The organism is Geodermatophilaceae bacterium NBWT11, from assembly GCA_014218215.1.
In the GTDB taxonomy this organism is placed as follows: domain Bacteria; phylum Actinomycetota; class Actinomycetes; order Mycobacteriales; family Geodermatophilaceae; genus Klenkia.
Genome location: CP043652.1, coordinates 2830219 through 2852525 on the forward strand (window position 1 = coordinate 2830219; position 22307 = coordinate 2852525).

Consider the following 22307-nt stretch of genomic DNA (forward strand, 5'->3'; position numbering starts at 1 on the left):
GTCACCCGGCGTCGCAGCCGGGGTCGGTGCAGGTCAGCCCAGCAGTTGGGCCACCGTGTAGATGACCAGCCCGGCCAGGCCGCCCACCACGGTGCCGTTCACCCGGATCCACTGCAGGTCCCGACCGACCTGCAGCTCGATCCGCCGGCTGGTCTCCTCGGTGTCCCAGCGGGCCACGGTGCTGCTGACCAGCTCGGCGAGGTCCCCGGCGAACCGGTCGACGACGTAGCCGGCGGCCCGCCGGGTCTGGGTCTGCACCAGGTCGCGGGTGGTGGGGTCGGTCTGCAGGAGCACCGCACCCTGCCGGATGAGCCCGGCGATCCGGACGCGCAGTTCGGAGTCGGGGTCGGCGGCCGCGGCGAGCACGGCGTTCTTCGCGGTGGTCCACAGCGACCCCGACCAGGTGCGGACGGCGGGGTGGTCGACCAGCTCGGCCTTGAGCTCCTCGACCCGGGCGGCGGTGGCCGGGTCGGTGCGCAGGTCGTGCACGTAGGTGCGCAGCCGCTGGTCGTAGGAGCGACGCAGCTCGTGCCGGGGGTCCTCGCCCACCTCGGCGAAGAAGCCCTGGAGCAGGGTGAACACCTTGTCGAAGAGCCGGTCGTCGACCCAGATCGGCACCCAGCTGGGCGAGGCGTCCCCGAGCTGGGCGCGGAACACCGCCTGGTTCTCCTCGAGGAAGGCGGCCAGCGCCTTCAGCCCGGCGCTGAGCACCTCCTGGTGCCGGTCGCCCTCGATCACCAGCTCGATCGCCCGAGCCAGCGCCGGGGCGGCCGGGGTGTCCCGGAGCTTGCGGTCGACCAGCGCGGCGACGGCGGGCTGCAGGTCGTCGTCCTTCAGGAGGTCGCCCAGTGCCCCGAGCGCGACGCCGGCGTCCCCGGCCAGGCGTTCGGCCCGGCCCGGAGCCGCCAGGAAGTCCCCGATCCTCCCGGGCACGTCGACGGCGGCGAGCCGCTCGTCGACCACCGCGCGGGTCAGGAAGTTCTCCTGGACGAAGGCGCCGAGGCTCTCCCCGATCTGGTCCTTCTTGCGCGGGATGATCGCGGTGTGCGGGATCGGCAGCCGCAGCGGGTGCCGGAAGAGCGCGGTGACGGCGAACCAGTCGGCCAGCGCCCCGACCATGGACGCCTCGGCGGTGGCCCGGACGTAGCCGACCCAGGTGCGGTCGCCCCCGAACAGCACGCAGACCAGGAAGACCACCGCGGCGAGCACGAAGAGCCCGGTCGCCAGCCGCTTCATCTTCTGCAGGTCGCGGGCCCGGGCGGGGTCGTCGAGCGCCCCGGTCAGGGGGAGGGACGTCCGGGGTGCCGACACCGGACCAGCCTAGGAGGGCCCGGACGTGCGACGACCCGGCACTCCAGGTGGAGTGCCGGGTCGTCCGTCGTCGGCCTCAGCTGGTGGCGGTGCCCAGCGTGACGTCGACGGTGCTGGTGCTGTCCCCGCGGCGGACGGTCAGGGTGACCTTCTCGCCGGGCGAGGAGCTGCGCACCGCGGCGGTGAGCTCGGTGGAGGTGGTGATCGCCCGGTCACCGACCGCGGTGATCACGTCCCCGGCCTGGAGACCGGCCGCGGCGGCCGGGCCGCCGGACTGCACCTGGGAGACCTGGGCGCCCTCGCCGACCTGGGAGTCCCCGGAGGCGGTCTGGGCGCTGACCCCGAGCAGCGCGTGGCTGGCGCTGCCGTTCTCGACGATCTCCTCGGCCACCCGCTTGGCGGTGTTGGAGGGGATGGCGAACCCGACGCCGATGTTGCCGCTCTGGCCGGCCTCCTGCCCCGGCACCGAGGCCGCGGCGACCGAGGCGATCGCGGTGTTGATGCCGACCACCTCACCGGCGGCGTCCACCAGCGCGCCGCCGGAGTTGCCCGGGTTGATCGCGGCGTCGGTCTGCAGGGCGTCGATGACCGTCTGCTCGGTGTCCGACCCGGTGGCGACGGCACGGTCGGTGGCGCTGATGATGCCGTCGGTGACGGTGTTGGACAGGCCCAGCGGTGCGCCGATCGCCACCGCGAGGTCACCGACCTGGACGTCGTCGGAGTCGGCGAACGTGGCCGGGGTCAGACCGCTGGCGTCGGACAGCTTGACCACCGCGAGGTCGGAGCTGGGGTCGGTGCCCACGACGGAGGCGTCGTAGAGGGTGCCGTCCGCCGTCCGCACCTGGACCGTGGCGGTGGAGGTGCTGCTGTCCAGCGTGACCACGTGGTTGTTGGTCAGCACGTAGCCGTCCTTCGTCAGGACGACGCCGGAACCGGAGCCGGACTCGCTGCTGCCCGAGACGTAGATCGTCACCACGCTGGGGGCGGCCTTGGCCGCTGCCGCCGTGGCCGACGTCGCGTCCTGCGGGTCGGTGATCACCACGCTCTGCGCCGAGGCGGCCGGGGTGGTGGCCGAGGAGTCCGAGCCGACCAGGCTGACCACCCCGGCCCCGGCGCCGCCACCGATCAGCGCGCCGGCGACGAGCCCGGCGACCCCGATCCGCCAGCGCCCGGTGCGCCGGGCCGGCTGCGGGGGCACGAAGACCGGGGGGAGGCCCGGGCCCGCGGTCGCGTACGAGGGGACGGCGGGCTGCGGCTGCCCGGTCCACCCCTGGTGCGGCGGCACGTGCGGCGAGGGGGCGCCGTAGGGCTGCTGGGGCGGCAGGCCCTGCGTCGGGTACCGGCCGGTGTTCTGCCCGGTCTCGTCGGCCGGGCGGTTCTGCTCGTTCACTGCTGTCCTCCCACCGTCGCGGAGGTGTTCTCCGCTCGTGGTGACGACGGTGCCCGGGCCGACTCTGCGCGCGCTGCACGTGGGCTGTGAGGTCCCTGCACGCCGGACATCCGACCGGGGCCCCCGGTGCGAACGCCGCACGTCCCGCTCCACCCCGACCGTGCACCAGGAGGCGTCGTGTCCGCCCGTGGTCTGGTGGGTCGTGGGCCGGGTGCCCCGGGGGTGGTGGTCCTGGCGGCTCTGTCGCTGGTCGTCGCGGTGCTGGTGGGGGGCCTGGCCGGGGTGCTGGTGGCGGTCGCGCTGGCCGGCCTGACGACCTTCGCCCTGCGGACCCGAGGGGGCCGGGCTGTGCCCGGCCCCGCGGTGCCGGGGTCCCCGCTGCTGACCCCGGTGGCAGAGCTCAGCACCGACGCCCTGGGCCGGGAGTGGCTGCGCACCGCGGGCGCACTGGGTGCCGAGCTGGAGCCGGGGACGCGGCAGCACGTCGTCCGACGGCGGCAGGACACCCTCGATGAGCTGGAACGACGTGACCCCGCCGGCTTCGCCCGCTGGCTGGCCGACGGGGCCCGGGTGGACAGCGACCCCGCGTCCTGGGTGCGGGGCGACGCGCCTCAGCCCTGAGTCGTGAGCCCTGCGTACAGCGCGCCCATGTCGACGCCGGAGGGGTCGCCCACGCGGTCGGCCGCGACGGTCATGGTCTCCAGCACCGCTGCGGCCAGCCGGTCGCTCACCCCGGCCGAGCGCAGCGCCTCGGCGATGAGACCGGCGTCCTTGATCGCCCCGGCCAGCGCGAAGCTCACCGGGAACTCCCCGGCCACCATCTGCGGGGCCTTCATCCGGGCGTAGGGGGTGTCCATCGCGCCGCCGTCGATCGCGGCCAGGAAGTCCTCGGCGTCCAGACCCAGCCCCTCGGCCAGCGCCACCGACTGCGCGATGCCGGCGATCACCGAGAGCACCCAGGCGTTGGCGACCAGCTTCAGCGCGCTGCCGCGGCCGGCCTCGCCGACCCACTGCGTGCGGCTGCCGACCGCGTCCAGCACCGGGGCGAGGAGCGGCTCCACCTGCTCGCGCGGTCCGCTGGCCAGCATCACCAGGGCGCCGTCCTCCGCGGGCTTGCGGGTGCCGAGCACGGGGGAGTCGACGAGCACCAGGCCGAGCTCGTCGGCCAGCGTGATCGTGCGCGCCGCGCCCTCGACGCCGACGGTGGTGGTCTGCAGCCAGACGGTGCCGGCCGGGGGTGCGGCCTCGCGCACGACGGCCAGGGTGGAGTCGGCGTCGAAGAGCATGGTGAGGACGACGTCGGCACCCGCGACGGCCTCGGCCGGGGTGTCCAGGGCGAGGGCGCCGGAGTCGGTGAGCGCGCGGGCCTTGGCGGCATCGCGGTTCCAGGCGCGCACCGGGAGGCCGGCCCGGCGCAGCGACCGGACCATGCCGGCGCCCATCACGCCGGTGCCGAGCACCGCCACGGTCGGGTGTGTCGTCGGCTCGGTGGGTGTGTCGGTGGCGGTCATGCCGGCGATGCTGCCCCGGTAACCTGCTCGGCGCAGCACGCCCCGTTAGCTCAGTGGTAGAGCACCCGCCTTGTAAGCGGAAGGTCGTCCGTTCAATCCGGACACGGGGCTCCCTCCCCACCCGGCGGACCCCCGGGTCCCGTGCCAGGGTCGTGCCCAGTCCCGCCGGGTCCCCGGCGGCCCTGAGCGAGGAGACCGTCGTGAGCGACCACGTGTACCGGCTGAGCGAGATCGTCGGCAGCAGCACCACCAGCGTCGACGACGCCATCCGCACGGCGGTGGCCAAGGCCTCGGAGACCGTCCGCAACATCGAGTGGTTCCAGACCTCGGAGATCCGCGGCATGGTGTCCGAGGGCCAGGTGCAGTACTTCCAGGTGACGATGAAGATCGGCTTCCGCGTCGAGGACTGATCCTCAGCCGAGGACGACGTCCGAGCCCCGGACGGCCAGCGCCACCGGGGTGAGGCCCTCCTCGGCCGGGCCGTCCAGCACGTCCCCGGTCGCCGGGTCGAAGGCCGAGCCGTGGCACGGACAGCCCAGACCGCCGTCGGCGAGTGCCCGCACCGCGCAGCCCTGGTGCGGGCACTCGGCGTCCCAGCCCCGGACGTCGTCCTCGGCCGGCCGGGTGACCAGCGTCCGCCGGCCGTCGACGTCCAGCTCGACGGCGCCGCCCACCGGGAGGTCGGCGACCGGCAGGACGACGTCCCCCGGTGCCGTGGCGTCGGAGGTGCGCACGGGCTCACCGGCGCAGGCGGTGAGCGACACCAGTGCGGCCGCCGAACCGGTGGCGGCGAACAGGGCGCGGCGGGACAGGCAGGTCACGGGGTCTCCGGGGGTCGTGCGGACCGGTCAGTCGTAGCTGCCGGCGCCGTCGCGGCGGTAGCGGGCGTGCCGTTCGACCTCATCACGGGCGGCCCGCTCGGCGCGGACCCGGGCCGTCGTCCCGGGCGGCCAGCCGGCCTTCACCGCGCGGTGCTCGGTGGTCTCGGTCATGTAGGCCGCGGAGAACAGCAGGCCCAGGAACACCCCGCCGCCGGCCGCGGCGGCGCGGAACGCGAAGGGCACCACGGGCACGGCGACCAGGCACACCAGCAGCACCGGGCTCATCTGGACCAGGGCGCGCGCCAGGTGCCGGACCGGCCAGCTGCGGCGGGTCGTGTCCTCGAGCACCCAGCGGGAGTACGCCCGCGGGAGGCCGCCGCCCATGGCGTACCAGAGCCACCGCAGCACGGGGGGACGGCGGTTCGGCACGCGCCCACGGTAGGCGTCTGTGCGCCGCCCGGGGCGGCGCTGTGCGGACGACGGCAGCGGGGCCGCCCCGGTCTCCCGGAACGGCCCCGCCTCCCGTGCGGTGGTGCGGTGGTGCGGTGTGTCCTCCGGGGTCAGGCGGAGGGGGTGTTGCTCATCCGGCGACGCAGCGGGCCCGCGCCCAGGGCGGCGCCACCGACGGCCAGCAGACCCAGGCCGAGGCCCAGCATCGGCAGGGGCTCCGCGCCGGTGTTGGCCAGCGCGGCCGGGCGGGCGGGGCCGCCGGCGATCGGGTTCACGACCGGGGTCGTGGTGCCGGGGGGCGTGACCGGCGGGGTGACCGGGGGCGTGCCGCAGGTGATGCCGCCGGCGATGTTCGTCGCGTCGACCCCGAGGGCGCCGATGCCCAGGTCCACGAGGTCCACCGGGGCCGTGACGGCTCCGGTGCCGTCCAGGTCCACGGCCAGGGTCAGGCCCAGGATCGAGGCGTCGACGACACCGGCCTGGACGTCGGCGTCGGTGATGGTGTTGAAGACGTAGGTCAGCGCCAGGCTGGGTCCGGTCTCCCCGGCCGGGGTCAGCGGCAGGTAGACGGTGTCGCTGCTGCCCTCGGGGAGGGCGACCGCGCCGCCACCGCCGGGGGTGGTGATGGTGCCCGTGGGGGCGGTGTAGTCGAGGACGGCGGCTCCGGTGGCGTCCGGCACCAGGGCGGTCAGCTGCCCGCCGGTCAGGTCGATGACCGTCTCGGCGTCGGTGCCGCCGAACAGGGTCAGCCCGGCGACGTCCAGGGTGGCGGTCGACTGCGTGCTCAGGCCCGGCTGGCCGGCCGCGACGAGGGCCACCGACGAGGTGGAGGTGACCTCGTCGGTCGTGACGAGGCCGGTGCCGGCGAAGTCCAGCAGGGAGACGTCGGTCAGCACGCTGCTGCCGAGCCCGAGGGGGGCGTCGGCGACCGGGCAGTTGTCCGCGCCGAGCGCCCGGGCGCCGGCGGTGTTGGTCACCAGGCCGGCGGTCAGGACCGGGCCGAGGTCGACCGTGGCGCTGGCGGTGTCGGGGGCGGCGTTGTCGGGGGGAGCGACCTGGCCGGCGTCCAGGGCGGTGAGGCGGGTGCTGGCCTGGTCGAGCTCCAGGGCGGCTGCGAGGTTGCTGGCCGTCGCGCTGGCGGTCTGCGGGTCGACCTCGGGGGCGTTGGCCGCTGCCGTGGCGTTGCCCAGCTCGACACCGGCGGCCAGGCCGACCGAGTCGACCAGGTCGGCGACGGTCCCGGTGAGGGTGCCGGTCGGGTCGGCGACGGTGAGGGCCGCGAGGAGCTCGGTGATGCCCGCGGTCGGGGCGGCGCCGACGGCCAGGAAGTTGGAGGACGCGGTGCCGCTGAAGGTCTGCCCGGGGGCGGCCATCGCGGGGGTGGCGAAGACGAAGGGGAGGGCGATGGAGCCGGCTGCCAGCAGGCCGGCCGTTGCTGCTGCGCGCTGACGCGCCATGGGAGCTCCCGGGGAGTGGGGTGTGCGTGGAGTGCGGATGTGGAAAAGCTAGGAGCAGGAACTGCTCGTTCCGGATCGCGTAGAGCCGTGTCCCTGCCGTTTCGGAACGAACACGGACGCGGGTGACTGTGCAGAGTTGTCCAGGTCGCGCCTCAGTGGTCCCAGGGCTCACGACAGCCCCATCACCCACTCCGTCGCGCACGACCGACCTGCGCCCCGGGGTCCCCGGCGGCCACCTCGCGAGGGCGATGACCGTTTCGCTCCGGTCACGCTTGACCTCGCCCGCTTGGGACACGTAGACAGGTCCCCCACAGCAGAGTGAGGGGCGTCACGTGTACGCGGAGGAACGGCAGGAGCACATCCTGCGGGCGGCCCGGTCGGTCGGACGGGTCGAGGTGGCCGAGCTGGCCGCAGAACTGGACGTGGCACCGGAGACCATCCGCAAGGACCTGACGGCGCTGGAGCGGGTCGGCGTCGTCCGGCGGGTGCACGGTGGCGCGATCCCGGTCGAGCGTCTCGGCTTCGAACCCGCGGTGGCCGCCCGCGACGTCGTCCTGACCGCGGAGAAGGAGCGGATCGCCAAGGCCGCGATCGCCGAACTCCCCGACGAGGGCGCCGTCCTCATCGACGCGGGCACCACCACGGCGCGGCTGGCCGACCACATGCCGACCGACCGCGAGCTCACCGTCGTCACCAACTCGCTGCAACTGGCCGGGAAGCTGGCGGCCTTCCCGGCCCTGAACGTGCTGCTGCTCGGTGGGCGGGTCCGGTCCCGCACGCTGGCCAGCGTGGACGCGTGGGCGCTGTCGGCCCTGGCCGGCGTCTACGTCGACCTCGCCCTGCTGGCCACCAACGGCGTCTCGGTCGAGCGCGGCCTCACCACCCCCGATCCCGCCGAGGCCGCGATCAAGACCGCGATGATCGGGGCGTCCCGCCGGGTGGTGCTGCTCGCCGACCACAGCAAGGTCGGGCACGACCACTTCGCCCACTTCGGCGACCTGGACGCCGTCGACCTGCTCATCACCGACACCGGTCTGGACGAGCGCACCGCCGCCGAGCTCGCCGATGCCGGCCCCCGGGTGCACAGGGTCTGACTCCCGGGCGGCCACCGACCCGTCGGCGGTGGCAGGCTCGCCCTCACCGTCCCGCACCGCCCCCTACCGCAGGAGCGCGAACACCATGGCGAGCATCGAAGGCAAGGACGTCCGCAAGCTGGTCATCGCGTGCGACGCGGGGATGGGCAGCAGCGTGCTGCTGGCCAACCAGCTGAAGAAGCGCCTCAAGAGCGACGACGTCACGGTCGTGCACAGCCCGGTCGACGCGATCCCCACCGACGCCGACGTCGTGCTCACCCACGCCAAGCTCGTGGAGCGGGCCCGTCGCTACGCCGGCGACAAGCCCGTCGTCCCCTTCACCCTGTTCGTGGGCGACCCCGCCGTGGACGGTCTGGTCGAGGCCATCCAGGGCGGGTCGACCATCGATGGCTGACGGTCTGGTCGCCGGCCTCCTGGACCCGAGCCGGATCGTGCTCGACGGGGTGGCGGCCGACAAGACCGAGGCCGTCCGGCAGGCCGGTGAGCTCCTGGTCGCCGCCGGCGCGGTCACCGCCGACTACGTCGCCTCCATGCTCGAGCGCGAGGAGTCGATCTCGACGTACATGGGCGAGGGGGTGGCCATCCCGCACGGCACCAACGCCGGCCGGGAGTCGGTGCTCGGCGACGCGCTCACCGTCACCCGCTACCCGGCCGGGGTCGACTGGGGCAACGGGCGGGCCGAGGTGGTCATCGGCATCGCCGCCGTCGGCGACGGGCACCTGCCGGTGCTGGCCGCGCTGGCCCAGGTGCTGGTCGACCCGGAGAAGGCCGCCGAGCTGCGCGCGGTCACCTCGGTCGAGCAGGTGCTGGCCCTGCTCACCGCCGACGTCGAGGACTGAGCAGCCCCGGGCCGTCGCCTCGCGCGCCACGGCCCGACCGCCCCGCCGGCGGGTGCCAGGATGCCCGCGTGCAGCCCCCACACCAGCCCCCGTACCCGCAGCAGCCGCCCGCCGGCCTGGTCGCCCCGCTGGGTCCGCCGCGCCGGGTGGACCCCACGCTGCGCACCGTCGTGCTGGTCGCCCTGGGCGTCCTGGTGCTCGTGTTCTCGGTGTTCGGCGGGTACGAGACGGCCCTGCACGACAGCGACCGGCTGGGCACCATCGGCTGGTTCCTGCCGACCATCGCGGTGTTCGTGGCGATGATCGTCCTCTGGCAGGACAGCGCCTTCTCCCTGCGCAGCGACGGCCGGGTGCTCGAGGGCACCGGGCTGCTCGGCAGGCACGGCATCGACCTGGCCCGGCTGACCTCGGTGACCTCCGCGGCCGCCCGCGGGTCGGTCTCGCTGACCCTGCGGGACGACGTCGCCGCGATGACCGTGGACTCCAAGGCGCTGGTCAAGGCCGGTCCGGCGGTGCTCGACGCGGTCGGTCGGGCGGTCTGGGCGGGCCAGGAACAGCGGCGCTACGTCGTCACGGTCGGTGCGGCCGGCGTCTGGGGGATGCCGACCCTGCCCGGAGCACCCGCGCACGGGACGAGCGGGGTGACCGGGCGCGCCCTGCTCGCGGTGGCGCTGCTGGTCGTCGGAGTCACCGTCGGCGTCGTGCTCGGCAGTGCGGCGTGACGGGCCTGGCGCCCCCGCTGGGGGAGCCGCGCCGGATCGACCCGCGCCGGCGCACCGTCGTGGTGTGGGTGCTGAGCGTCGTCATGGTCGTGTCGGGAGCCGTCGGGGGCTTCCGGGCCACCCGCGCCGAGGGTGACCCCGCCGTCCCGGCCCCCTGGTTCCTGCTCGCGCTGATCGCGTTCACCGCGCTGTTCTCGATCTGGCCCGGGATCAGCTTCCGGGTGCGCAGCGACGGCCGCGTGCTGGAGGGCCGGGGGCTGCTGGGCCGCCACGGCATCGACCTGACCCGGCTGACGCACGTGGGGTCCGCGGCCACCGGTCGGTCGGTGTTCCTCGCCCTCAGCGACGACGTCGGCACGCTCAAGATCGACTCCCGCCTGCTGCGCCGGGCCGGCCGTCCGGTCCTCGACGTCGTCGGACGGGCGGTCTGGCAGGGCCAGCAGGAGGGGCGGTACGTCGTCCCACGGGGGGCCGCGCAGGTGTGGGGCATGCCGGCACGGCCCGACGCCCCCGGTGGCAGCACGACCGGGACGACACGGCAGCAGCTGGTGGTCGTGGCGATGATCGCGGCCGCGATCGGCGCGGGCGTCCTCCTGGGGCAGCTCGTCTAGAGCCGGCCCACCCAGGAGCTCGCCGACGCGGCCTCCTCGTAGTCCAGCTCCTGGAGCACCGCTCGCATCACCTCGTCGTCCAGGTGGCCCGCGTCGCGCTCCTCCATGAGCACCCGGCGCTGCACCTCGATGATCTCCTGGCGCACCCGGTGGAAGACCTGGGCGCGCTTGCGGTTGCGGTCGGCGTCCTCCTGCTCCTCCGCACGCACCGAGGCGGCCATCGACTGCGCCCGGCCCTTCAGCGGCCCCCGGATCCGGTCGGCGACCGCCTTCGCCCGTTCCGGGCCCACCCGGGCGGCGATGTCCCGCTCGAGCTCGGCGACCCGATCCAGGGCCGCGGCGGTGGCCCGCTCCACCAGGTGCACCTCGGCCTCGGCGTCGCGCTGGGCCTGGCCGGCGTCGTGCACGTCGAGCCGGCGGATCAGCCACGGGAGGCTCAGCCCCTGGAGCAGCAGGGTGCCGATGGCCGCGGTGAACGCCAGCAGCTGGAGCACGTCACGGTCGGGGAATTCGGCCGGCACCGCAGCGGCGGCGGCGAGGGTGACCACCCCGCGCATCCCGGTCCAGGAGATGACCGCCTGCTGCTGCCAGGTGGGCCGGTGCGAGCGGGACCTGCGCCCCGACCACGGGCGGGGTGCCCGGCGCAGCGCCTCCACGGCGAACACGAACAGCGGCCGGACGACGATCACGGTGAGCAGCACGGCGGCCGCGGCGCCGACCAGCGCGACGTTCGACCGTTGGGACTCCACCACCGACTCGGCGACGTAGCGCAGCTGCAGCCCGATGAGCGCGAACACCACCGCCTGCAGCAGCAGGTCCAGCGAGGACCACAGCGGGCGCTCCTGGAGCCGGCTGGCGTACCCGGCCTCGGGCGAGCGGTGGCCCAGGTAGAGCCCGGCCGCGACCACGGCCAGCACCCCCGAGCCCTCCAGCTCCTCGGCGAGCAGGTAGGCCGCGAAGGGGACGACGAGGCCCATCACCGAGGTGACCACCGGGTCGTCCAGCCGCACCCGGACCACGTGCACCACGACGCCGATCGCCAGCCCCAGGAGCACGCCGACGCCCACGGCCAGCCCGAAGGTGCCCGCCGCGACGCCCCAGTCGAGCCCGAGCACCCCGCCGCCGACGCCGAACACCGCGGCCAGCGCCACCTTGTAGAAGGTGAGGGAGGCCGCGTCGTTGATCAGGCTCTCGCCCGACAGCACGGTCATCACCGGGCGGGGCAGGCCCAGCTGGCGGCCGATCGCGGCGGCGGACACCGCGTCCGGTGGGGCCACCACGGCGCCGAGCACCAGGGCGGCGGGCAGGGGGAGACCGGGCACCACCCAGTGGGCGACCAGGGCCACCACGACCGCGGTGACGACGACGAGCACCACCCCCAGCTGCACGATCGGCCGCAGCAGGGCGCGGAAGTCGGCGTAGGAGACCTCGAGGGCCGCGGAGTAGAGCAGCGGCGGGAGGACGACGGCCAGCAGCAGGTCGCCGTCGATGGCGAACTCGGGCACGCCGGGCACGAAGCTGACGACGAACCCGACCAGCACCAGCAGCAGCGGCGTCTGCCAGCCGAACCGGCGGGCCACCGCCGCGACCGTCACCGCCCCGACCGCCAGGGCCAGCAGGGCAGGACCCTCCACGTGTCCGTCCTCTCCCGCGCCAGCTGCGCCACCGGGGTTTACCCGGGGCCCTCGCGGGTGCATCCCCAGGGGACTGCTCGTCCCCGCCTCGTCTGGAGTCCACCATGCGCATCCCCCTGCGAGTCGCCCCGTGAGCCCGAAGGTGGTCGTCGTCACCGGTGCGAGCGGCGGGGTGGGGCGGGCCACCGCCGTGGAGTTCGCCCGCCGGGGCGACCGGGTGGCGCTCCTGGCCCGCGGGGAGGTCGGGCTGGCCGCGGCGGCCGAGGAGGTCCGGGCCGCCGGGGGCACCGCGCTGGTGGTGCCCGTCGACGTCGCGGACGCCGCTGCCGTCGAGGCCGCCGCGGACCGCGTGGAGGCCGAGCTGGGGGAGATCGACGTCTGGGTCAACGTGGCCTTCACCGCCGTCTTCGCGCCCTTCCACGAGCTGACCGCCGAGGAGTACGCCCGGGTCACCGAGGTCAGCTACCTCGGTTTCGTGCACGGCACGATGGCCGCGCTGCGCCGGATGCGACCGCGCGACCGGGGTGTGGTCGTGCAGACCGGGTCGGCACTGGGCCGCCGGGGCATCCCGCTGCAGAGCGCCTACTGCGGGGCCAAGCACGCGGTGAAGGGGTTCACCGAGTCGGTGCTCACCGAGCTCAGGGCCGAGGGCAGCAACGTGCACGTCACCCGGGTGGACCTGCCCGGGGTGAACACCCCGCAGTTCAGCTGGGTGCTCAACAAGATGCCGAAGCGTCCGCAGCCGGTCGCGCCGATCTACTCCCCGGAGCTGATGGGCCGGGTCATGGTGCACGCCAGCGAGCACCCCCGCCGCCGGGCCTGGTGGATCGGGACGCCGACGGTCTACACGGTGCTGGGCGCCGAGGTGTGGCCGCAGTTCATGGACTGGTACCTGGCCCGCGGCGGCATCGAGGGCCAGCTGACCGACGTCGACGCGAGCCCGGACGACCCGGTGAACCTGTTCGAGCCGGCCGACGGCGAGGGCGGCCGGGACTTCGGCGCCGAGGGACGGTTCTCCGACCAGCAGTGGGGCTGGGACGCCCAGATCTGGGCCAGCCGGTACCACGGCACGGTCGCCGCGGTCGCCGGCGCCGGGCTGCTCGCCGGGGCCGGCGCGCTGGTCCGCCGGAGCCGGTCGTGAGCACCCGGGCCACCCGGGTGGTCGCCGTCGTCGCCGCCCTCGAGGGCCTGGCGCTGCTGGCCCGGCCCGTGCAGGCGACCGCCGCACTCGGGCTGGGGGAAAAGCCCCCGCCGACGTGGGTGGTGCGGGTGCTCGGGGCCCGGCGGCTGGTCCAGCACGTCGCGCTGGCCGCGGCACCGGGCCGGGGAGCCGCCCGGCTCACCGTGGTCACCGAGCTGGCCCACGCGGCGAGCATGCTCCCCGCGGCGCTGGTGTGGCCCCGGCACCGGCGGGCCGCGCTGACCAGTGCCGCGGGTGCCACCGCCGCCGCGCTCGCGGTCGGCGTCGCGCAGGCCGGGGAGGACGCCGGGACCGGGGAGCTCTGGGCCGACCCCACCCGCTGAGCCCGGCGTACGGTCCGGCCGTGGCTGAGCGGCGGACCGGGGTCCTGATGGGTCTGGCGGCCTACGGCGCGTGGGGGCTCTTCCCGCTCTACTTCCCGCTGCTCGAGCCCGCCGGCGGCGTGGAGATCGTCGCCCACCGGATCGTCTGGTCGCTGCTGTTCATCGCCGTCCTGCTCACCGTGCTGCGCCGGTGGTCGCACGTGCGTGCCGCGGTGCGCGACCGGCGCACGATGCTGGTGCTCGCCGTGGCCGCGGTGCTCATCGCGGCCAACTGGCTGACCTTCGTCTACGGGGTCAACTCCGGGCACGTGGTGGAGACCTCGCTGGGCTACTTCGTCAACCCGCTGGTCAGCGTGCTCCTGGGCGTCGTGGTCTTCCACGAGCGGCTGCGCCGGCTGCAGTGGGTCGCCGTCGGCATCGCGGCGCTGGCGGTGGTGGTGCTCACCGTCGACTACGGGCGGCCGCCGTGGATCGCGCTGACCCTGGCGCTGACGTTCGGCCTCTACGGGCTGATGAAGAAGCTCGTCCGCGTCGAGGCCGCGCCCGGGCTGTTCCTGGAGACCCTGGTCGTCGTCGTCCCCGCGCTGGTCGTGCTCGGGGTGCTGCAGGGCGACGGGTCGGGCACGTTCGGCGGCGCCGGGGCCGGGCACGCGCTGCTGCTGGTCAGCTCGGGTGTCGCCACGGCGATCCCGCTGTTGCTGTTCGCCGCCTCCACCCGTCGGATCCCGCTGTCGACCATCGGCCTGCTGCAGTACCTGACCCCGCTCATGCAGCTGGCGATCGGCGTCTTCGTCTACGACGAGCCGATGCCCGCCGCCCGGCTCGCCGGTTTCGTGGTGGTCTGGGTGGCGCTGGCGGTGTTCACCGTGGACAGCCTGCGGGCCGCGCGCACCGCCCGGCGGGCCGCTCCGGAGCCGGTACCGGCCGGGCTCTGAGGCAACCGTCCGGTCGCTCCCGGTGACGCCACTGGGGCGCCGTGGCCGGGCGGGTCGGGTGGGACGGACGCGCACGGAGGGCGTCCCGGCACCAGGCGCGCGAGAGGGTTAGCGTCGGGTCTCACCCCCCGCTGCGCGATGCGCGACGGGCCCGATCGACGACCCGGAGGACCACCCCCGCATGAGCAGCGACGCCGCCACCGCACCTCAGGACCCGCAGGGCGCCGCGGGCCCCGACGGGGCGCCCGGTGACGTGTCGGGACTGCCGCGCCGGGAGCGGGACGTGCTGGCCTTCGAGCGGCAGTGGTGGCGCTACGCCGGGGCCAAGGAGGCCGCCATCCGCGAGCAGTTCGGGCTCTCGGCGACGCGGTACTACCAGGTGCTCAACGCCGTGATTGACCGTCCGGAGGCGCTCGCCGCCGACCCGCTGCTGGTCCGCCGGCTGCGTCGGATGCGGGCGACCCGGCAGCGCCAGCGCTCGGCCCGCACCCTGGGCATCGACCTCACCTGACCACTAGGGTCGGTCACCGTGGGGAGGCATGGGGGACCGGGCGGTGACGAGGGCCCGTCGGACGGCGAGCGCCCCGCAGGGGGCCGGCGCCGCGCGCCGGAGCCCACGGCCACCCCGCCCGACGCACCCCGCCCCGACGACGACGAGCTGACGACCCTGGGCCGGCGCACCCGGGCCGAGCGGCGCCGCGAGGGTTCGCTCCCGCCGGGGGAGGACCCCATGTCGGGCAGGCCGGTCCGCAGCATCCGGCCGACCCCGCCGCCGCCGGGCCCGCCGGCCCGACCGGTCGAGTCCGCGCGCACACCTCCGCCGGGTCGTGCCGCCGGCGAGGGCGCCCCGCGCGACGGTGCCCCCCCGCCGGTCTCGGGCCCCCGGACCACGTCGGACCCGCTGACCACCACCCGGCCGCCGGTGCCCCGGACGCCCGCGCTGCGGGCACCCTCCACGACGAACCTGCCGGTCCCCGCGGGTCCGCCGCCGGCCCCGCCGCACGAGGCCCCGCCGGCCGGGGCCACGACGTCGGCAGCGGGCGCTACGACCGAGGCCCCTCGCGACCGGGTGCCCGAGGTCCCGGCGACGCCCGCCCCCTCGCCGTCCTCCGCCCCGGTGCCTCCTCCGCCCGGTACCCCGCGTCTGGAGGCGACCCCGTCGGCGACGACGCAGACGCCCGGTGACCGACGGCCCGGGACACCGGGTCCGGCCACCGGCCCGCAGGGCGGTCGCGCCGCGTTCCGGGCCGAGCGCCAGGCCGCGGACGCCGCGCGGCGCAAGGACGACCGTCGCCGCGGGACGCCCCCGGAGCCCACGCCCCTCGAGGAGACCCGGCGCGGATCCCGCTCCCTGGTGATCGGCCTGGTCGCGGTCGTGGTCGTCGCGCTGGTGCTGCTGAGCGTCTGGTCCTTCCAGCGCACCGACACCGACGAGGCGGCCCGGTCGCAGCCGGTGGCCCCCACCACCGCCGCCACGACCCAGGCGCCGGCCCCGACGACCACGGCGGCGCCCGACGGGACCCCGGCCGCCCCCGCACCCACCGGGCCGGTCTTCGCCCCGGTGTCGGTGCTCAACAGCGCCGGCATCTCCGGGCTGGCCGCCGACATCGGCGACCAGCTGGTGGCCGGTGGCTGGGAGATCCGCACCCTGGGCACCTACGGCTCCGACGACGTCGCCACCACGACGGTCTTCTACACCGAGGGCGACACCACCCAGCAGCAGGCCGCGGAGAGCCTGGTGGCCCAGTTCCCCGAGGTCAGCGGCCCGGCCGTCCGGTTCTTCGAGATCCCGGACCTGCCCGACCCGGGCATCGTGGTCATCGCCGACGGCAGCTGGCGGCCCTGACCCGCCAGGGTCCCCCGCGCAGCTCCGGCACAGCCTCGTCGCCGGCGGAACACAGTCCCGTCGTCGTCCGTTCAGGTGCCGTGCGTCCCACCCGCGGGCTCGTGCGTCCCAGCCCGCGCCCCGGCGCCCGTGCGACGCTCCGTGCCCTCCCCGCCGTCCTGGTCACCGCGCTCCTCGGCGCGCTGGTGCTCGCCGTCCCCACCGCGACCCCGGCGCGCGCCGCCGAGGACGTCGCCACCGAGGACGCCACCGTCGCCTCGGGCAGCGGGGCCGACGCCGTCGAGCTGGACACCACCGTCTACGTGCCGGCCTCGGCCACGGCCGACACCCCGGCCGCAGCCGTCGTCCTCGCGCACGGGTTCGGCGGCAGCAAGGACTCCACCGCCGACGACGCCCGGGACCTCGCCGGCCGCGGCTACGTCGTGCTCACCTACTCCGCCCGCGGGTTCGGGGAGAGCACCGGGCAGATCGGCCTGGACGACCCGCGGTACGAGGTCGCGGACCTCTCCACGCTGATCGACCGGCTGGCCGAGCGGGACGACGTGCTCCTCGACGGCGAGGGCGACCCCCGGGTGGGGGTCTCGGGGGCCAGCTACGGCGGGGCGCTCTCGCTGCTGGGCGCCGCCTACGACGAGCGGGTCGACGCGATCGCCCCGCAGATCACCTGGAACTCCCTGACCAGCGCGCTCTTCCCGTCCCAGGCCGGCACCGTGGACGCCGACACCGTCGCGGCCACCCCCACCACCGGGGACACCGGGGTGTTCAAGCGGCTGTGGGCCGGGCTGTTCTTCGCGACCGGCTCGGTGCCCACCGGGGACGGGCTGCTCGCCTCGATCACCGGTGGGGGCTCGACCGGCGCCGCAGCCGGGGGCCTGCCCGACGTCGACCCCTCGACCCTGGACTCCGCGGCCGTCGAGCAGGCCCTGACCTGCGGCCGGTTCCGGCCCGAGGTGTGCGCGGCCTACCAGTCCGCGGCCTCCACGGGCACGCTCACCCCGGAGATCGCCGAGGTCCTCGACCGCTCCAGCCCCGCCGCCGTGCTCGACCGGATCACCGCGCCGACCCTCCTGGTCCAGGGCACCCAGGACTCGCTGTTCGGCCTGGGCCAGGCCGACGCCAACGCCGCCGGGATCGCCGCGAACGGCACGCCGGTCAAGGTGGTCTGGTACGAGGGCGGCCACGACTCCTCGGCCGACGAGGGCACCACCGCCGACCTGCGCGACCTGGTCGCCGGCTGGTTCGACGACCACCTGCGCGGGGAGGGCGACGCCGGCACCGGCTTCACCTACCCGGTGCCCACCGGCGTCGGCGCGGCCACCGGCAGCGTGCAGGGCGGCGGCCAGACCGAGCAGGCCGCGGCCTACCCCGGCACCGGCGACGCGGCCCCGGCGCAGCGGGCCGACGTGGCGCTGTCCGGGACCATCTTCCCGGTCGTCACCCCGCCCGGGGGCAACCCGGCCGCGATCACCACCGTGCCCGGCCTGGGTGCGGTCACCGCGGCCCTCGGCGGGACGACGGTGGAGATCCCCGGCCAGTTCGCCGCCTTCGACTCCGAGCCGCTGACCACCGCCACCGACGTGGTCGGCGCCTCCACGGTGACGCTCGCGGTCTCCTCGCCGACCGGCACCGCGACGCTGTTCGCCAAGCTCTACGACGTCTCACCCGACGGCGGCCAGTTCCTGCCCTCGGGCCTGGTCGCACCGATCTCGCTGACCGGCATCTCCACCGACCCGACCGCCCCCACCGAGGTCGAGGTCGCCCTGCCCGGCATCGTGCACCGGTTCGAGACCGGCCACACCATGCGGGTGCTCGTCTCCTCCACCGACCAGGCGTTCGCCGCGCCGGCCGAGGCCGGGGTGTACTCCGTCGCCCTCGCCGGGGACGGCGCCCTGGCCGCGCCCACCGTCGACGGCACCGTGCAGGGCGAGTCCGGCGCCACCCGGTGGTGGGTGCTGCTGGCCGTCCTGGTCGGTCTCGGGGTGCTCGGCGTCGTCGTCGCCAAGCTCTGGGGCGCCCGTCGCCGCAGGCAGCTGTCGGTCGTCGAGCCCGACGGCGAGGACGTGCCGTTGCGCTTCGAGGGCGTCACCAAGTCCTACAAGGACGGGTTCACCGCCGTCCGCGACCTGTCCTTCGAGGTCCGCCGCGGCCAGGTGCTCGGCCTGCTGGGGCCCAACGGGGCGGGCAAGACCACCTCGCTGCGGATGCTGATGGGGCTGATCCAGCCCTCGGAGGGCACCATCTCCGTCTTCGGGCACCCGGCGTCCCCCGGCGCCCCGGTGCTCTCCCGGCTCGGCTCCTTCGTCGAGGGCACCGGCCTGCAGCCGCACCTGTCCGGCCGGGACAACCTGGAGCTCTACTGGGCCGCCACCGGCCGGCCCGCCGAGGACGCGCACCTGGAGGAGGCGATCGAGATCGCCGGCCTCGGGACGGCGCTGGACAAGCGGGTGCGCTCCTACTCCCAGGGCATGCGCCAGCGGGTGGCCATCGCCCAGGCCATGCTCGGCCTGCCCGACCTGCTGGTGCTCGACGAGCCGACCAACGGGCTGGACCCGCCGCAGATCCACGCCATGCGCGAGGTGCTGCAGGACTACGCGAAGACTGGTCGCACGGTCATCGTGAGCAGCCACCTGCTGGCCGAGATCGAGCAGACCTGCTCCCACGTCGTCGTGATGGCCAAGGGCCAGAAGGTCGCCGAGGGCACGGTCGAGGAGATCATCGGCACCGGTGGGGCCGTGCTGGTCGTGCTCGCCGACGACGCCGACACCGACCGGGCGGTCACCGTCCTGGAGTCCCTGGACGGTGCCTCGGTCGAGCGTGCCGACGAGGGGCTGGTCGTCGACCTCGGCGGCACCAGCCGGGCGGCCGCCGTCGCCGCCCTGGTCGGAGCCGGCATCGGCGTCGACCAGGTCACCCCGCGTCGTCGCCTCGAGGACGCGTTCCTGTCGCTGGTGGGGGAGTCATGAGCAGCACGACCGGGTCCACCGTCCAGTCCACCGGCGCCGTCGCCGGGTACCGCCCCGAACGCACCCTGCGGCTCTCGGTGGAGCTGCGCCGGCAGTTCAAGCGGCGGCGCACCATCGGGGTCTTCGCCCTGATGGTCGCCCTGCCGCTGGTGCTCATCGCCGCCCTGCAGCTGGGTGCCAGCGAGGACGCGCAGGCCAACAGCCGGCTCAACCTGGTCGACGTCGCCACGTCGTCCGGGCTGAACTTCACGCTGTTCGTGCTGTTCGCGACCACGTCGTTCTTCCTGGTCGTGGTGTACGCGCTGTTCTTCGGCGACACCGTGGCCAGCGAGGCCCAGTGGGGCTCGCTGCGGTACGCCCTGGCGACGCCGGTGCCCCGGATGCGGCTGCTCCGGCAGAAGTGGCTGGCCGCCCTGGTGCTCTCGGTGTCCGCGCTGCTGACCGTCACGGTGGTCGCCGTCGTCGCCGGCGGGATCGCGTTCGGGTTCTCCGACATCCAGACCCCGATCGGGATCAGCATCGGGCAGGCCGACGGGCTGCTGCGGCTGGCCGGGATGGTCGGCTACCTCGCCGTCCACCTGCTCGTCGTCGGCACCCTGGCGTTCTGGCTGTCCACGGTCACCGACGCGCCCCTGGCCGCCGTCGGTGGCTCGGTGTTCACCATGTTCGTCTTCGCGATCCTCGACCAGGTCGAGCAGCTCGGCGCCGTCCGGGACTACTTCCCGACCGCCGAGGAGTTCGCCTGGACCGACCTGCTGCAGACCCCGATCGACAGCGGCGACCTCTACCGCGGCGTCGTCCAGTCGCTGCTCTACGCCGCCGTCTTCACCGCCCTGGCCTTCCGGCACTTCTCCCGGCGCGACGTCACCTCGTAGCCGCGCGCGTCAGAGGGAGGCGCGGACGGCCTGGGCCCAGCCCTCGCCCATCGGGGCGTCGGTCACGGTGACGTTCGCGAGGGCGGCGATGGCCTCGGTCATGCCCGGGACGGCGGCGCCGTTGGCGGTGACCCACAGGCGGCCGACCGCGGGTGCCATCTCCAGGTCGCTGACGGAGTCCCCGACGGCGACGGCGTCGGCCGGGTCGATGCCGCGGCGCGCGAGGTCCCAGGTGATGGCGGCGCCCTTGTCGATCCCCCGCGGCATCAGGTGGTAGACGTGCGGGTCGCCCTCGTGGTCGGCCAGCGTCATCCGCGAGGTGCGCGGCACCCTCCCGTTGTCCTTGACCGTCAGCCACCCCCAGCCCCGCTGGGCCAACCAGCCGTCGACGGCGACGGTGTCCACCCAGCCGCGCAGCAGCGCGTCGGCGGCGTGCGTAGCGTGCCAGGGCGCGTGCCACTCCAGCCGGCCGGGGTGCTCGGCGACCAGGGCGTCGACCACGCCGAGCTCGGCCAGGACGTCCATCGGCGTCCGGCCCTCGTGCTCGTCGGGCAGTGCGCCGGTGAGCAGGTGCGTCTCCCGGCCGCCGTCCCAGCTGACCAGCGAGCCGAGCTCGGCGACGTGCCCGTCGACGGCGAAGACCCGGCCGGCCTCCAGCAGCTGCGCGTGGGTGCGCCCGGAGACCAGCACCAGCGGGATGCCGGACCGGTGCAGGTCCAGCAGGGCGCCGGCGGGGGAGTCGGTGAGCTCGCGTCCGGCGGTGTGGAAGAAGGAGCCGCGCGGTCCCACCATCGTGCCGTCGAGGTCGGTGTAGACGATCGCAGCGGCCATGCAGGTCATCCTGCCGGAGCCCCGGTTCCGGTACGGTGGCGCCGTTCCACTCATCCAGAGGGGCAGAGGGACACGGCCCGCTGAAGCCCCGGCAACCACCGTGCGCACTCGTGCGCGCAGCAGGTGCCCCTTCCGTCCTGCGCGGCTCGACGGCCCGACGCGGGGAAGATGAGGAGGTAGTCGTCGTATGACCATGACCGCTCCGGTTGCTGGAGTCGCTGCCCAGCGCTCCACCCAGCCCATCCCGACCAACCCCGCCCGCGGCCTGGTGTGCCGCAACTGCGGGGCCACGTTCGGCCTGATCGCCGAGCACGCCTGCGCCGAGTGCTTCGGCCCGCTCGAGGTCGACTACGACCCCGAGCTCATGCGCGCGGTGACCCGCGAGCAGATCGAGGCCGGCCCGCAGAACATCTGGCGCTACTCCGCGCTGCTGCCCACCGGTCAGGACCCCGAGTCCCGGGTCAGCCTCGACCCCGGCATGACCCCGCTCGTGCGCGCCCAGCGCCTCGGCGACGAGCTGGGCTTCACCGCCCCGCTGTGGGTCAAGGACGACTCGGCCAACCCGACGCACTCCTTCAAGGACCGCGTCGTCAGCCTGGCCGCCACCGCGGCCAGGGGCTTCGGCTACGCGAAGATCGCCTGCGCCTCCACCGGCAACCTGGCCAACTCCGTCGCCGCGCACGCCGCCCGCACCGGGCTGCCCTCCTTCGTGTTCGTGCCCAGCGACCTCGAGCCGGGCAAGATCGTCCAGTCCGCGGTCTACGGCCAGACGCTGGTCGCCGTCGACGGCTCCTACGACGACGTCAACCGGCTCACCAGCGAGCTCGCCGAGACCGACGAGTTCGAGGACTGCGCGTTCGTCAACCAGAACGTGCGGCCCTACTACGCCGAGGGCTCCAAGACCGTCGGGTACGAGATCGCCGAGCAGCTCGGCTGGCGCATCCCGGCCCAGGTGGTCATCCCGATGGCCTCGGGGTCGCTGCTCACCAAGGTGGACAAGGCCTGGCGCGAGCTGGTCGCCGCCGGCATCGTCGCCGACACCGAGTGGACCGTCTACGGCGCCCAGTCGGCCGGCTGCGACCCGATCGCCACCGCCTTCGAGAACGGCTGGGACGTCGTCAAGCCGGTCAAGCCCACCGGGATCGCCAAGTCGTTGAACATCGGCAACCCCGCCGACGGCCCCTACGCCCTGGACGCCATCCGGCGCACCGGCGGCTCGGTCGGCCGGGTCGGGGACGCCGAGATCGTGCAGGGCATCCGCGACCTGGCCCGCACCACCGGCGTGTTCGCCGAGACCGCGGGCGGGGTGACCACGGCGGTGCTGCGCCAGCTCGTCGAGCGCGGGGTGCTCGACCCGGCGAAGGAGACCGTGGTGCTCAACACCGGCGAGGGCCTGAAGACCCTGGACCCGCTCGCCCCGGTCGTCGGGCCCACCCACCGGGTGGACCCCTCGCTGAAGTCGGTCCGGGCGGCCGGGCTCATCAGCTGACCCC

General features: G+C 75.0%; 23 protein-coding genes, 1 tRNA gene and 1 riboswitch. Of the genes, 16 read left to right on the forward strand and 8 right to left on the reverse strand.

Annotated features, from left to right (window positions below):
* Positions 1-33: 33 nt before the first annotated feature.
* Together F1C76_13590 and F1C76_13595 are read right to left on the reverse strand one after the other, a co-directional pair.
* Positions 34-1311: a DUF445 domain-containing protein gene (locus F1C76_13590; protein QNG37476.1), complete on the reverse strand. Its 1278-nt coding sequence runs from the start codon at positions 1309-1311 to the stop codon at positions 34-36.
* A gap of 76 nt (positions 1312-1387) precedes the next feature.
* Positions 1388-2635, reverse strand: coding sequence for a PDZ domain-containing protein (locus F1C76_13595; protein ID QNG39240.1), 1248 nt, complete (start codon positions 2633-2635; stop codon positions 1388-1390).
* A 243-nt stretch (positions 2636-2878) separates the two neighbouring features.
* On the opposite strand from F1C76_13595, the gene F1C76_13600 reads away from it, so the two are divergent.
* Entirely contained in the window at positions 2879-3322 is a 444-nt protein-coding gene (locus tag F1C76_13600) for a hypothetical protein (protein QNG37477.1), read from the forward strand.
* Here the strand turns inward: F1C76_13600 and F1C76_13605 are convergent.
* Complete coding sequence (locus F1C76_13605; protein ID QNG37478.1) at positions 3313-4212, reverse strand: NAD(P)-dependent oxidoreductase; 900 nt, start codon at positions 4210-4212, stop codon at positions 3313-3315. The genes F1C76_13600 and F1C76_13605 overlap by 10 nt on opposite strands.
* Positions 4213-4251: 39 nt before the next feature.
* Here F1C76_13605 and F1C76_13610 point away from each other — a divergent pair.
* Together F1C76_13610 and F1C76_13615 are read left to right on the forward strand one after the other, a co-directional pair.
* Positions 4252-4323: transfer RNA gene (locus tag F1C76_13610), tRNA-Thr, on the forward strand.
* An 89-nt stretch (positions 4324-4412) separates the two neighbouring features.
* Complete coding sequence (locus F1C76_13615; GenBank protein QNG37479.1) at positions 4413-4622, forward strand: dodecin domain-containing protein; 210 nt, start codon at positions 4413-4415, stop codon at positions 4620-4622.
* Positions 4623-4625: 3 nt separating this feature from the next.
* On the opposite strand, the gene F1C76_13620 is transcribed toward F1C76_13615, so the two are convergent.
* From F1C76_13620 to F1C76_13630, 3 genes are all read right to left on the reverse strand, one after another.
* On the reverse strand, positions 4626-5033 hold the full coding sequence (locus tag F1C76_13620) for a Rieske (2Fe-2S) protein (protein QNG37480.1): 408 nt from the start codon (positions 5031-5033) through the stop codon (positions 4626-4628).
* A gap of 27 nt (positions 5034-5060) precedes the next feature.
* Complete coding sequence (locus F1C76_13625) at positions 5061-5417, reverse strand: hypothetical protein (GenBank protein ID QNG39241.1); 357 nt, start codon at positions 5415-5417, stop codon at positions 5061-5063.
* A 176-nt stretch (positions 5418-5593) separates the two neighbouring features.
* On the reverse strand, positions 5594-6940 hold the full coding sequence (locus tag F1C76_13630) for a hypothetical protein (GenBank protein QNG37481.1): 1347 nt from the start codon (positions 6938-6940) through the stop codon (positions 5594-5596).
* A gap of 332 nt (positions 6941-7272) precedes the next feature.
* Between F1C76_13630 and F1C76_13635 the strand changes: the two genes are divergently transcribed.
* The 5 genes from F1C76_13635 to F1C76_13655 all read left to right on the forward strand — a co-directional run bounded on the left by F1C76_13635 (position 7273) and on the right by F1C76_13655 (position 10206).
* Positions 7273-8034, forward strand: coding sequence for a DeoR/GlpR transcriptional regulator (locus F1C76_13635; protein QNG37482.1), 762 nt, complete (start codon positions 7273-7275; stop codon positions 8032-8034).
* A gap of 85 nt (positions 8035-8119) precedes the next feature.
* Positions 8120-8428, forward strand: a complete 309-nt coding sequence (locus tag F1C76_13640; GenBank protein ID QNG37483.1) for a PTS lactose transporter subunit IIB — start codon at positions 8120-8122, stop codon at positions 8426-8428.
* A complete protein-coding gene (locus F1C76_13645; GenBank protein ID QNG37484.1) occupies positions 8421-8873 on the forward strand; it encodes a PTS sugar transporter subunit IIA in 453 nt (150 codons plus the stop codon). Before F1C76_13640 ends, F1C76_13645 begins: the two co-directional genes overlap by 8 nt.
* Before the next feature lie 68 nt (positions 8874-8941).
* Positions 8942-9595 (forward strand): hypothetical protein, encoded by a 654-nt coding sequence (locus tag F1C76_13650; protein QNG37485.1) that lies wholly within the window; start codon positions 8942-8944, stop codon positions 9593-9595.
* Positions 9592-10206 (forward strand): hypothetical protein, encoded by a 615-nt coding sequence (locus F1C76_13655; protein ID QNG37486.1) that lies wholly within the window; start codon positions 9592-9594, stop codon positions 10204-10206. Before F1C76_13650 ends, F1C76_13655 begins: the two co-directional genes overlap by 4 nt.
* Here F1C76_13655 and F1C76_13660 read toward each other — a convergent pair.
* Entirely contained in the window at positions 10203-11903 is a 1701-nt protein-coding gene (locus F1C76_13660; protein ID QNG37487.1) for a Na+/H+ antiporter, read from the reverse strand. The genes F1C76_13655 and F1C76_13660 overlap by 4 nt on opposite strands.
* A gap of 67 nt (positions 11904-11970) precedes the next feature.
* On the opposite strand from F1C76_13660, the gene F1C76_13665 reads away from it, so the two are divergent.
* The 7 genes from F1C76_13665 (at position 11971) to F1C76_13695 (ending at position 19983) form a co-directional block, all read left to right on the forward strand.
* Positions 11971-12981: an SDR family oxidoreductase gene (locus tag F1C76_13665; protein ID QNG37488.1), complete on the forward strand. Its 1011-nt coding sequence runs from the start codon at positions 11971-11973 to the stop codon at positions 12979-12981.
* Entirely contained in the window at positions 12978-13364 is a 387-nt protein-coding gene (locus tag F1C76_13670) for a hypothetical protein (GenBank protein ID QNG37489.1), read from the forward strand. Before F1C76_13665 ends, F1C76_13670 begins: the two co-directional genes overlap by 4 nt.
* A 20-nt stretch (positions 13365-13384) precedes the next feature.
* Positions 13385-14299, forward strand: a complete 915-nt coding sequence (gene rarD / locus F1C76_13675) for an EamA family transporter RarD (protein QNG37490.1) — start codon at positions 13385-13387, stop codon at positions 14297-14299.
* A 181-nt stretch (positions 14300-14480) separates the two neighbouring features.
* Positions 14481-14810, forward strand: a complete 330-nt coding sequence (locus F1C76_13680; GenBank protein ID QNG37491.1) for a DUF3263 domain-containing protein — start codon at positions 14481-14483, stop codon at positions 14808-14810.
* An 18-nt stretch (positions 14811-14828) separates the two neighbouring features.
* Positions 14829-16145, forward strand: coding sequence for a LytR family transcriptional regulator (locus tag F1C76_13685; GenBank protein QNG37492.1), 1317 nt, complete (start codon positions 14829-14831; stop codon positions 16143-16145).
* 80 nt (positions 16146-16225) lie between these two features.
* Positions 16226-19108, forward strand: coding sequence for an alpha/beta fold hydrolase (locus F1C76_13690; GenBank protein ID QNG37493.1), 2883 nt, complete (start codon positions 16226-16228; stop codon positions 19106-19108).
* Positions 19105-19983, forward strand: coding sequence for an ABC transporter permease subunit (locus F1C76_13695; GenBank protein ID QNG37494.1), 879 nt, complete (start codon positions 19105-19107; stop codon positions 19981-19983). The genes F1C76_13690 and F1C76_13695 overlap by 4 nt, the downstream gene beginning before the upstream one ends.
* 9 nt (positions 19984-19992) lie before the next feature.
* On the opposite strand, the gene F1C76_13700 is transcribed toward F1C76_13695, so the two are convergent.
* Positions 19993-20814 (reverse strand): HAD family phosphatase, encoded by an 822-nt coding sequence (locus F1C76_13700; protein ID QNG37495.1) that lies wholly within the window; start codon positions 20812-20814, stop codon positions 19993-19995.
* Between the two features lie 47 nt (positions 20815-20861).
* Positions 20862-20989, forward strand: a riboswitch (SAM riboswitch).
* A gap of 18 nt (positions 20990-21007) precedes the next feature.
* Between F1C76_13700 and F1C76_13705 the strand changes: the two genes are divergently transcribed.
* On the forward strand, positions 21008-22303 hold the full coding sequence (locus F1C76_13705; GenBank protein QNG37496.1) for a threonine synthase: 1296 nt from the start codon (positions 21008-21010) through the stop codon (positions 22301-22303).
* The last annotated feature ends 4 nt before the right edge of the window (positions 22304-22307 follow it).